This window comes from Sphingobacterium paucimobilis HER1398, from assembly GCF_000416985.1.
Lineage (GTDB): Bacteria > Bacteroidota > Bacteroidia > Sphingobacteriales > Sphingobacteriaceae > Sphingobacterium > Sphingobacterium paucimobilis.
Map to the genome: position 1 here is coordinate 196,710 of NZ_ATDL01000007.1, position 11,441 is coordinate 208,150.

Annotated in this window: 9 protein-coding genes and 4 tRNA genes; all 13 read left to right on the top strand. The window is 40.4% G+C overall.

From position 1 onward, the window contains the following. Position 1: 1 nt before the first annotated feature. Positions 2-1,432, top strand: a complete 1,431-nt coding sequence (locus M472_RS29525; RefSeq protein ID WP_021069482.1) for a DUF4623 domain-containing protein — start codon at positions 2-4, stop codon at positions 1,430-1,432. Between the two features lie 85 nt (positions 1,433-1,517). Beyond that, positions 1,518-2,957, top strand: a complete 1,440-nt coding sequence (locus M472_RS29530) for a glycoside hydrolase family 10 protein (RefSeq protein ID WP_021069483.1) — start codon at positions 1,518-1,520, stop codon at positions 2,955-2,957. A 67-nt stretch (positions 2,958-3,024) separates the two neighbouring features. Continuing rightward, positions 3,025-4,860 (top strand): outer membrane protein assembly factor BamB family protein, encoded by a 1,836-nt coding sequence (locus M472_RS29535; protein ID WP_021069484.1) that lies wholly within the window; start codon positions 3,025-3,027, stop codon positions 4,858-4,860. Between the two features lie 118 nt (positions 4,861-4,978). After that, positions 4,979-5,797: an N-acetylmuramic acid 6-phosphate etherase gene (murQ, locus tag M472_RS29540; RefSeq protein ID WP_031301488.1), complete on the top strand. Its 819-nt coding sequence runs from the start codon at positions 4,979-4,981 to the stop codon at positions 5,795-5,797. Positions 5,798-5,808: 11 nt separating this feature from the next. Beyond that, complete coding sequence (locus tag M472_RS29545) at positions 5,809-7,299, top strand: sodium:solute symporter (protein ID WP_021069486.1); 1,491 nt, start codon at positions 5,809-5,811, stop codon at positions 7,297-7,299. A 187-nt stretch (positions 7,300-7,486) separates the two neighbouring features. After that, a complete protein-coding gene (locus M472_RS29550; RefSeq protein WP_021069487.1) occupies positions 7,487-8,302 on the top strand; it encodes a purine-nucleoside phosphorylase in 816 nt (271 codons plus the stop codon). A 46-nt stretch (positions 8,303-8,348) separates the two neighbouring features. Next, a complete protein-coding gene (locus M472_RS29555; protein WP_021069488.1) occupies positions 8,349-10,331 on the top strand; it encodes a putative porin in 1,983 nt (660 codons plus the stop codon). 232 nt (positions 10,332-10,563) lie between these two features. After that, positions 10,564-10,641, top strand: a tRNA-Val gene (locus M472_RS29560). A gap of 7 nt (positions 10,642-10,648) precedes the next feature. Beyond that, positions 10,649-10,723: transfer RNA gene (locus M472_RS29565), tRNA-Val, on the top strand. 36 nt (positions 10,724-10,759) lie between these two features. After that, a tRNA-Val gene (locus M472_RS29570) sits at positions 10,760-10,834 on the top strand. 59 nt (positions 10,835-10,893) lie between these two features. Continuing rightward, positions 10,894-11,157, top strand: a complete 264-nt coding sequence (locus M472_RS29575) for a GIY-YIG nuclease family protein (RefSeq protein ID WP_021068657.1) — start codon at positions 10,894-10,896, stop codon at positions 11,155-11,157. Further along, positions 11,118-11,194 (top strand) — tRNA-OTHER (locus M472_RS45420). The genes M472_RS29575 and M472_RS45420 overlap by 40 nt, the downstream gene beginning before the upstream one ends. 59 nt (positions 11,195-11,253) lie before the next feature. Then, positions 11,254-11,441, top strand: a 188-nt coding sequence (locus M472_RS29580; protein ID WP_021069489.1) for a GIY-YIG nuclease family protein, incomplete at its 3' end; no start/stop codon positions are given.

Below are 11,441 nucleotides of genomic sequence, written 5' to 3' on the forward strand. Positions count from 1 at the left end.
TATGAAAAATATATTATATAACTCTATCCGGGGAGTATCGATACTAGCAGTGGTTAGTGCGTTTTTTTCTTCCTGTTCAGAAGATTTTCCTAGTAGCGTAGAGTCAAAGCAATTTGCTGACATTGAGTCAATCCGAATAGTAAATGCTGGTGCTGGTGGAAATCAAATACTAGAAGGGAATGTTGATGAGCTAACTAAAATAATCACATTTCCTCGTCTAGATACCTTAACCGACTTCTCTAAGTTAAAGTTTGAAGCGACTACTTCTAATGGATCGAAGTTGGAGCAGGATGAGTTTTCTGTTCCTTACCAAAGTGGGGATACGGAGAAAAGTGTGTATCTGAAAGTTGTGAATTCTCCTAGATTTAAAGAATATCGAGCCCAAATTAGGTTTAAGGTGGCTGTTCTAGGAGCTGATTTTACGCTACCCAAAATCTATGATTATTCTAGTAATCCTTTAGGAAACCCTCCTTATGCATCGTTTACTGGTCAAAGTACACGTGGAACAGGTTTTGATGGCGAGCATATCTTAATCGTTAATAGAGGAGCAGGTGGTACGCATTTGTTAAAAGTTGAAGACTTGAAACACGATGTGATTACCCGTATTCCTTTAAATATGACGTCGGTAGGTGAGGGTACATTGACCTATAACATGGGGGCACAGATTAATGGACACACTTATGTAGCAAATTTATCTGGCGGAAAGACTTCTCCTCTTAAATTATATCATTGGTCAACACCTAGCCAGGTTCCTGATTTAGTAGCAAAAATTGATGTAAATAGTTTAGCTGGGGCGGGAGATAGGCATGGAGATAATTTGTCTGTAAATGTTGATAAGGATGGTAATGGGTATGCATTTTTTTTATGTGCCACAGCTCCAATTATACGTTTAAAGATCACGAACTTTTCCGTTGGATCAGAACCTACGGTGATTACACCACAGATAAATTATGAGCAATGGGGCCATTTTAATAGAGTGGGTGAAACAGATTCTTATATATTGTCTGGACATAGTAAACCTATGGCTTTGGTAACCAATACGGCGTCGACTCTATTTACAGCTAAGGCTACGACTTTCCCTATTGGTAGTTCAGACTTTAGAGTTATTCAATTTAATGGTGAGCGGTATTTATTAGCGATTACTGTTAATAGAGGGGCTCCGAATGGAACAAGTGTTGTGATGAATATTTACAATATAACTAAGGGCGGTAATATGGTAGACGCTCTGACTGCTTTCGAGCAGGGAGAAATGAAAGCGGTTTTTACCTACATGATTTCAGGTGTGACGAATACTGCGCCGGGTACGCAAGCTAATTTTTACGTTCAAAAAGGAGCTGATGGAAAAGACGAGAAACTCTTAGTATACGGAGCTGGTACTGATGCTGGGTTTGCAATAGTAGAGTTTCCGATTAATACAGATAAAGAAGAATAAAGGTATTAGGGATGATGAAATTAAGTTGTGTAGATAAATTGTCATTACTTAATTTTATTTTAAGATATTTTAATATTGGTAAATTATGAAGATTTTTTTTAAACTCTCATCGGTTGCTATTTTGCTAGTTATGACTTTTCTTAGCAGCTGTAGCAAAAAATCTGATGATACGATAGAGCCTTCTGTTCCAGAAGGATTGAAATTCCCTAAAAAGGAAATGCGTGCAGCTTGGTTTGCAACGGTATGGTCTTTAGATTGGCCTGCTAAAGAGGTAGGCGAAGTTGCTCAAAAACAGAAATATGTAAGAATGTTAGATAGTCTGCAGAATTTGAAATTTAATACAGTTATTTTTCAAGTGAAGGGCATGGCCGATGCGTTCTATAATTCACCATACGAACCTTGGTCTGTAGCGATCTCTGGTACGCGAGGTGTCGATCCTGGTTATGACGTGTTGAAATTCTTAATTGATGAAACACATGCTAGAGGAATGGAGTTTCATGCATGGATGAACCCTTATCGGATTGCTACAAGAGCGAAGGAAACCGATGCTTTTGCATCATTGCCCTCGACTATTCCTGCTAGTTGGACAATAGACCTCCCTACCATCCGTATTTATAATCCAGCTATGCCAGAGGTGCGTGAAAGATTAAATGATATCGTTAAAGATTTAATCCTGAAATATCCAGTAGATGGAATTCATTTTGATGACTATTTTTATCCCTCAGGATTTTCTTATAATGATGATGTAGATTTTGTTAAATATGGAGCAGCTTACTCTAAGAAAGACGATTTTAGAAGGGGAAATGTCGATCAAGCTATTGAAGGGGTGTATAATACTATTGTAGCAACAAAGCCTGAAGTAGTATTTTCAGTATCTCCAGCTGCTAGTCGTTCATATAATTTTAAAACCATGTATGCGGATGTGCCTAAATGGACCTTTTCTGGTTGGGTAGATATTTTGATGCCGCAATTGTACCAAGAAATAGGGAATCCGTCGAACCCTTTTGAAGCTAATCTAACGGATTGGTCGCAGTTTAGAGGAAAATCTAAATTAGTGATAGGGCATGCTCTCTATAAATTTGGAGCTACAGATGGAGGGGCAGCATTTCAAAGTGTGGAACAGTTGACAAAACAGTTTGCATTAACAAAAAAGAATAAATATGCCGAGGGTTCAGCGATGTACTCTGCTCGTGATATCGGAATAAATAGGATTGGTATTACGGATAAGTTAAAGGAGCTCTATGCTCATAATGCGGTGATGCCTTTTGCCGGACGTGAAGTCGCGCCCAAACCTACTATGCCAACAAACTTGACCCTAAATGGAGGGCAGCTGAGTTGGACGGTAACAGGCGCTAATCAAAAATCTGTGGTCTATCATTTTACAGATTTAAAGGCAGTTGGTACAGTGGTTGCCGTGACAGGTGATTCGAAGATTGATGTAACAGAGAATGGTTTTTATTGTGTCACTACTATCAATATTGATAATCTTGAAAGTAAAGCGACAGAGACAATAGAGAAGAAGTAATTTTTCGAAACTGAGAGAGCCTGATGAAGTTAACTGAATCAGGCTCTTTTTTATTGAAGCTTATTTTATGAAATATACATTTATTTTAGTTTTCCTTTCCTTTTCAGTTCTATGGGATCTGTATGCCCAAACTTCCTTCAAATTTGCCCAGGTGACCGATACGCATGTGGGCGGTGCTACAGGTGCTGATGACCTGAGGCGTACTGTTGCGGATTTGAATAAGCAGAAAGGGATTGACTTTGTTATTTTATCGGGTGATGTCACTGAGTTTGGATCCGATGACGAACTGGCGCTGGCTAAGCAAATATTGGACAGTCTTAAATTGCCGTTATACGTAATCCCTGGGAATCATGATAGCAACTGGTCTGAAAGTGGTGCCAATTCCTTTCGTAGGGTATTTGGAGGAGAGACGTTCTTTTTCGAGCATAAGGGCTACCAGTTTATAGGGACAACGTCGGGGCCTAATATGCGAATGAGTCCGGGGCAGATTCCACGTGAAAATCTAGTTTGGATGGATTCTGTATTTAAAGCAAACCCTGATTCGAATAAACCTTTGATATCTATTAATCATTATCCACTGGATTCTTCCCTGAACAATTGGTTTGAACTGGTGGATCGTTTGCAGCAACGCAATGTACAATTGGCCTTATGTGGTCATGGACATATCAACAAGCATTATAGCTGGGACGATATCCCTGGAGTGATGGCTAGGTCTAATCTGCGGGCGAAAGAAGATGTGGGAGGATACAATATTATAACAATGACAGGTGATTCTGTGTTTTTCCAGGTACGTAAGCCTAACCTTGTTACAGAAGACTATTGGCTCAAGCTGCCATTGCAAAAAATAAGCTTTAACACGACGTATTATCGTCCATCTTACGCAGTAAATAAGACCACCAAAGCAAAGCTCGTCTGGGAGTATGAGGATCATGGAGATATTGGAGCGGGAATCAGTTCTGATGGAAAACAGTTGTTTACCGCGAATACGGTGGGCGAGGTGTATGCATTGGATCTAAAGACTGGTAGTCGGAATTGGTCTTTTAAGACCGGAGGGAAGGTGTACTCGACACCAGAAGTGCATAAGGGAATCGTTGTAGTGGGATCATCAGATCATAGTATTTACGGGATTGATGCAAAAACTGGTCGCCAGAGATGGAGAATTGAAACGGGTAAAGCGGTATTGGGTACAGCTTCCTTATATGGTGGTAATGCCTATATCGGAGGTTCGGACGGTGCCTTTCGTTGTGTTCGAGTATCGGATGGCAAGCTACTGTGGATTTTTGATCAAGTAAAAGGATATGTTTCGACCAAACCGACAATAGCGGATGGCAAAGTGATATTTGGAAGCTGGCAGAACGGGTTTTATGCATTGGACCTGAAAACGGGTAAAAAGGTTTGGGAATGGGAGAGCGGAGCGAGCAATCGGATGTTTTCTGCTGCTGCGTGTTATCCTGTGGTAGCTAATAATCGCGTTTTTATCGTGGCACCGGATCGGTTTATGACTGCATTGGATTTAAAAACTGGTAAACAGTTGTGGCGTGAGAAAAAAGGGAATTTGAAAGTGCGAGAGTCCATGGGGCTGTCATCGGATGAAAAGTTGGTGTATGTGAAGACTATGGATGGTGAATTATTAGGTGTTTCAGTCTCCAAAGATAGCATGTCTGTGGATTGGAAGTCTAAATTGCACTTGCCGTATGAACTTGTTCCTACTGCGATATATAGTAACAAGACAGCGGTGTTTGTGCCTAGTCATTCGGGATTATTGTCCGCAATAGAGCCGAATGCAGGCGATGTGCTGTGGCAATATAAAATTTCCAATGGGATGATCAATCCGCTATTGGTGCTTGAAGATAAAATCGTCGTGAGTACCATGGATGGAAAAATTGTTATGTTGAGTTTTTAAACAAAAAAACTATAAATTCGTGACATTGAAAAAATTATATATGCGTTTTTTTGCATGTTTTTCAAAAAAGTAGCATATTTACGAAATGTTACCAAGTGATACTATATTTTCGGAACCGATGATAAATACAACAGAGAAAGATTCTAACTACCAAGACCTGGACAAAATGTCGGTTCTTGAGTTACTTAATAACATTAATAAAGAGGATAAAACCGTTCCCCTAGCCGTTGAGAAATCTATACCACAGATTGAAGCATTAGTAAAGGTAGCTGTCGATCGTATGAAAAAGGGTGGACGGTTGTTTTATATCGGAGCAGGGACAAGTGGTCGCCTTGGAATATTGGACGCTTCGGAGTGTCCGCCGACTTATGGCGTTCCTTTTGATTGGGTGATCGGTCTGATTGCTGGAGGGGATATCGCTATACGTAAAGCGGTGGAGTTTGCTGAGGATGATATGGAACAGGCATGGATTGATCTGGAAGAGTATGCGATTAACTCAAACGACGTGGTTATCGGAATCGCCGCCTCTGGAGGTACTCCTTATGTGATCGGAGGTCTAGAGAAAGCCAATGAAAAAGGTATAGCTACAGGGTGTATTGTATGTAACGGCAATTCTCCGATTGCCGAAATAGCACAGTATCCTGTGGAAGTAATTGTAGGACCTGAATTTGTAACAGGGTCTACTAGGATGAAGGCTGGAACAGCACAAAAACTCGTGTTGAATATGATCAGTACTTCAGTGATGATACAATTGGGAAGAGTAAAAGGAAACAAGATGGTGGATATGCAGCTTTCAAACCATAAGTTGGTCGCAAGAGGGGTGCGTATGGTAATGGCGGAGACAGGAGCAGGTGAAGAGATCGCTACGATGTTACTGGAAGAGTTTGGAAATGTGCGTAAAGCTATTGAAGCTTTTAAAATGAAACAACAGCTCTAAAACCTTAACGTATGTCACCTATTATATTATTATCTTTTTTACTGGTCTATTTCGGCGTATTGCTGGCGGTAGCTCATTTTACCTCTAAAGGATCGTCTGACAATTCTACTTTCTTTGTTGCAAATCGTAACTCGAAGTGGTACATGGTTGCCTTTGGAATGATCGGTACGGCATTGTCTGGGGTGACCTTTATTTCGGTGCCTGGTGCGGTAGGGGCTTCAAATTTTAGCTACTTTCAGTTTGTTCTGGGAAATGCTGTGGGCTTCGTAATCATTGCTTATGTATTGTTGCCTCTTTATTATAGAATGAATCTTACTTCTATCTATACGTACCTGGAGGAGCGATTTGGGCATATGACTTACAAAACGGGGGCCGCAATTTTCTTGGTATCAAGAACAATAGGTTCGGCTTTTCGTCTATATTTGGTTGCTATTGTACTGCAACATTTTATTTTTGACGCTTGGAATGTCCCTTTTGCCATAACTGTAGTTATCTGTCTGGTGCTTATTTGGTTATATACTAATAAGGGTGGGTTGAAAACTATTATCGTGACAGATACTTTGCAGACAACATTTTTGATAACCGCAGTTATTCTATCTATCTATTTTATGGCCAAAGGTCTTGATTTTGGTGTAGTGGATACATTTGAAGCGGTTAAAGAAAGTTCCTATTCTAAAATTTTCTTCTGGGAGGATTTTGTGGGCAGTAAGGCTAACTTTTGGAAACAGTTCCTAGGTGGTATCTTCGTGACTATTGCGATGACAGGACTGGATCAGGATCTGATGCAAAAGAACCTGTCCATGGGCACGATAAAAGAGGCGCAAAAGAATATGATTACATTTACCAGTGTATTCGTAGTCATTAATATCTTTTTCCTTGCGGTAGGGGCATTGTTGTATATCTATGCGGAAAAGAATGGTATAGATATTTCGACGTTAGCAACCCGAGATTATCTCTATCCAGAAATCGCATTGAACCATCTTGCTATATTGCCTGCAATCATCTTCATGATGGGATTGACTGCTGCGACTTTTGCAACAACGGACTCTGCCCTGACAGCCCTGACAACTTCATACTGTATTGATTTTTTAAACTTTAATAAGAAGGAAAACCCGAATGATCCGGCATTGGTGAAGAAAAGGAATTACGTCCATTTCGGTTTTTCGATAGTCATGCTGTTGGTTATCCTTGTCTTTAAGCTTATCAATAATGATTCCGTGGTGAATGCCATATTTACGGCAGCAAGTTATACCTATGGCCCTCTATTGGGATTGTTTACATTTGGTATGCTGACCAAAAGGGCGGTGAATGATAGATTGGTGCCGTATATCTGTATACTGTCGCCTTTGTTATTATTTGTACTGAATACTTATGTGATTTCGGTATATACACCGTATGTCATTGGCCTAGACCTGATCATCCACAATGGATTGATTACGTTCTTATTGTTGCTCGTGACATCACCAGGACAAGCGACCGAGAAGGCATTGTCGCATAAATAGATTATCTGTTGCTACAGGTAGAAAGACCTTCAAAAGGTGACTCGTGGTGGTCTTCTTTTGAAGGTCTTTTTGTTAGTAGGTCTGCAGGTGGAACAGTCGCTGTTTTAACCTAAAATAACGTGGAGATCAAAGAAAACTTCGATATAATAAGTATCTTTATTCGGTATTAACTGTTATATTATACGATATGTATCACTTGATTGACGACACGGTTGCTGCGATCCGCCGGAAAATTGGAGATTTTGATCCTGAGTTTGGAATTATATTGGGAACTGGGCTTGGCGGCTTGGTGGAAGAGATAGAAATTGTACATCAGATTATGTATGCTAATATCCCCAATTTTCCAATATCAACCGTCGAGTTTCATACCGGAAAACTCATATTTGGCAGTTTGAATGGGAGAAATGTGGTCGCTATGCAGGGAAGGTTGCATTATTATGAGGGCTACAGTATGCAAGAGGTTACCTTTCCCGTGCGGGTAATGAAAGCTCTAGGTATTCAGAAACTGTTTGTATCGAATGCTTCGGGCTCTTTGAATCCGGACATCAAGAGGGGGGATATAGGGGTAATCGAGGATCATATCAACTTATTGCCGGATAATCCGTTAAGAGGAGGAAATGATGCTAGCTTTGGTCCTCGTTTTCCGGATATGAGTGCACCTTACGATAGAAAAATGATGGAACAGGGGTTGGGAATCGCCGCTAAAATTGGAGCGAGAGCACATAAGGTGGTATATGTTTCGACTATGGGGCCTAATTTAGAAACTAAGGCAGAGTATCGTTATATGCGTATTATTGGAGGTGATATTGTAGGCATGAGTACAGTACCTGAGGTTATCGTGGCTAACCATATGGGCTTGCCAGTGTTTGCGATATCCGTCATAACAGATGAAGGGTTCCATTCTGATCTCAAGCCGGTGTCTCTTCATGATATCGTTCGTGTCGCTGCTGAGGCTGAACCGAAAATGACTTCTATTTTAAAAGAATTAATTGCCATGCAGTAAAATCTAATTTATCCTTTATTTTTGCAGGAACATTTAAAAAAGATTCATGAATAGTAGCCTACGTAGTTTTTTTATTTTCTTGATATTCTTGGCTATCGGTTTCAAGGGATTTGCACAAGAAGAAGAGGGCTTTAGTAGCGCTTTGGATTCCGCTCGTGCATTAGAGGATAATAAGAAGGATTCTGTCGTGTTTTCCGCTAAATATGTACGCTATGCGACTCTTGAAATGTTGAAGTATGCGACTCATACCAAGCAGATAGATACTACGCATCATAATTTCCAATATTTTAATAAGCAAAATCTACCCTGGAATCCAAGTATGAATCTAGGCTCGTATGGGTTGGCAACGCGTGATTTGTTGTTCACTCCCGACAAGAGGATTGGATTTCAGCCGGGCTTTCACGCCTTGGAACGGTATCTGATTACTTCGGATTCTGTGAATTATTATCGTGCACGAGCACGCTATTCGGAACTCTATGCAGTTGGTTTTTTTTTCGATGATCAAGTGTTTAGGGCAAAATTAGCGCAGAATATTACCCCGCATTGGAATATAGGCGCAGAATACCATGCTGCGAATACAGAAGGCTATTACCTGAATCAAAATTATGCCGATCGAAAAGGTGCTGTGTTTTCCTGGTATGAATCGCCGAGCAAGCGTTATAATATGCTTGCCAATTTTACTTTTAATAAATTGGATGCAACGGAAAATGGATCTGTGACGAATGATAGTTTGTTTAGGGATGAAAAGGTCGGTGCGCTGTATAGTGTTCCCGTACGGCTTACAGGGCAACAGAAGAATAGACCTTACAATAAATGGAATGATTACGGACTCTTTCTGAGGCAGTCGTATTTTCTGGGTAGATTAGATACGCTTCACAAAGGATTGCCTGAAATGGAAATACACCCTACGAATTCTGTTGCTCATAACTCTTCTTTTAGACAACGTAAATATACTTTTTTTAAGAATGAAGCGGATCGGTCAGAAGCTTTTCCTTTTGGAAATGCAGAGCTCGTAAAAGACACTACGACGGTGACAACTATCAGTAATGAGTTTACGTATTCGTTTTACTTGCGAAACAAGTCGTTGCTTAAAAATGAGGCCAAGTTAAACCTAGGATTTCAGAATGATTTGATTTGGTATAAGGATAGTCTTACCAATGATTTTTTTCAGAACAGTACAGTAAAAGGAGAATTGACTTATAAATTTAGTGATCGCATCGATGTAAAGGTATCCGGAGATCAAATTGTCGTTGGACGAAATTTTGGGGATTTCTTGTATGAGGCGAACGCAGATATCTCGATAGGGGATAAAATAGGGACGGTTTCCCTAGGTGCTTACAGCCAGAATAAATCTCCAGAGATGGTGTTCGATAGGATGAACTATACTTATCACCAATGGTCGAATAGCTTTGATAAGACAAAAACTCAGAATCTCTCTTTTTCCTATACCAATAAGGTGCTGGGGTTTAGTGGTAAGGCAGAGTATTTTCTTATTAATAAGTATTTGTATTTTAGAGAAGTGGATAATCCAAACAATGATGTACGTCTAGATCGTATTATTGAACCTACTCAGACTGGAGCACTGAATTTATTGAAGATCACAGCATCTCAGAAGTTTAAATTCGGCGATTTTACATTCGACAATAAAGTGGTGTATCAAAAATCTGATGCGATGGCGGTATTGATGACTCCAGAACTATATACTTGGCATAGCTTATATTACAGTGGATTCTGGTATAATGTTCTCGATTTTAGAATTGGTACTGACGTAAGATTCAATACTCCATTTAGAGCTCCGTCCTATGCAATAAATGCAGGACAATTCTACCACGATAACGCAGGTATTGAGTTTTCGACCTACCCTATTGTGGATTTCTGGATTACCGCGAATATTCAACGTGTCAATTTGTTTGTGAGCAGTAATTTTACAAATCAGTATCTTGCACCTAAAGGGTATTATACTGTACGAAGATACCCAATGAACCCTGCTAATTTTAGATTTGGTGTTTCTTGGAAGTTCTATGATTAAAATTATCTGATTGTTTTATAGTATATTGTGTAGATTGAGTGAAAAATGTTTCTTAAATGTTTTGAAAATCAAAATTTAGACCTATATTTGCACACGCAATCAGAGAAACGGATTGCTTAGTTCTTAGAATGAATGAATAGTAAAAAGGAGAATTAGCTCAGCTGGTTCAGAGCATTCCGACTTTCGGAAGTGGTCACTGACAAGAGCTATTCGTTCTTAAACATAAAACAATGGAGAATTAGCTCAGCTGGTTCAGAGCACCTGCCTTACAAGCAGGGGGTCACTGGTTCGAACCCAGTATTCTCCACCAAAGTCTCGGAGGATTAGCTCAGCTGGTTCAGAGCACCTGCCTTACAAGCAGGGGGTCACTGGTTCGAACCCAGTATCCTCCACACAGAGCATCAAGTAATTGATGCTTTTTTTTTACCGGGAGTTTAGCTCAGTTGGTTTAGAGCACTACCTCGACAAGGTAGGGGTCACTGGTTCGAGCCCAGTAATTCCCACGATATTTTAAAGCATCAGTTTACTGGTGCTTTTTTGCTGTATACCAATTTTGAGCTTTATGTTCACTGTTTACATTCTTTATTCTGTAAGTCTTGATCGCTATTATGTCGGTTTCACGGGTAATCTGGTTGAGCGCCTGCGTCGGCATAATTCGTATTCCAAGGGGTATACTGGTCGGGCCAAAGATTGGGTGGTGGTCTATCGGGAAGCCTTTGCGGATAAATCTGCTGCAATGGAACGGGAGGGTGCAATTAAAAGCTGGAAGAGCCGTGTTCTTATCGAGGAGTTGATCCGCTCCGTTGGTTTGGAGCATCCCGACTAGTCGGGAGTGGTCACTGGTTCGAGCCCAGTAATTCCCACGATATTTTAAAGCATCAGTTTACTGGTGCTTTTTTGCTGTATACCAATTTTGAGCTTTATGTTCACTGTTTACATTCTTTATTCTGTAAGTCTTGATCGCTATTATGTCGGTTTCACGGGTAATCTGGTTGAGCGCCTGCGTCGGCATAATTCGTATTCCAAGGGGTATACTGGTCGGGCCAAAGATTGGGTGGTGGTCTATGAGGAAGCCTTTGCGGATAAATCTGCTGCAATGGAACGGGAGGG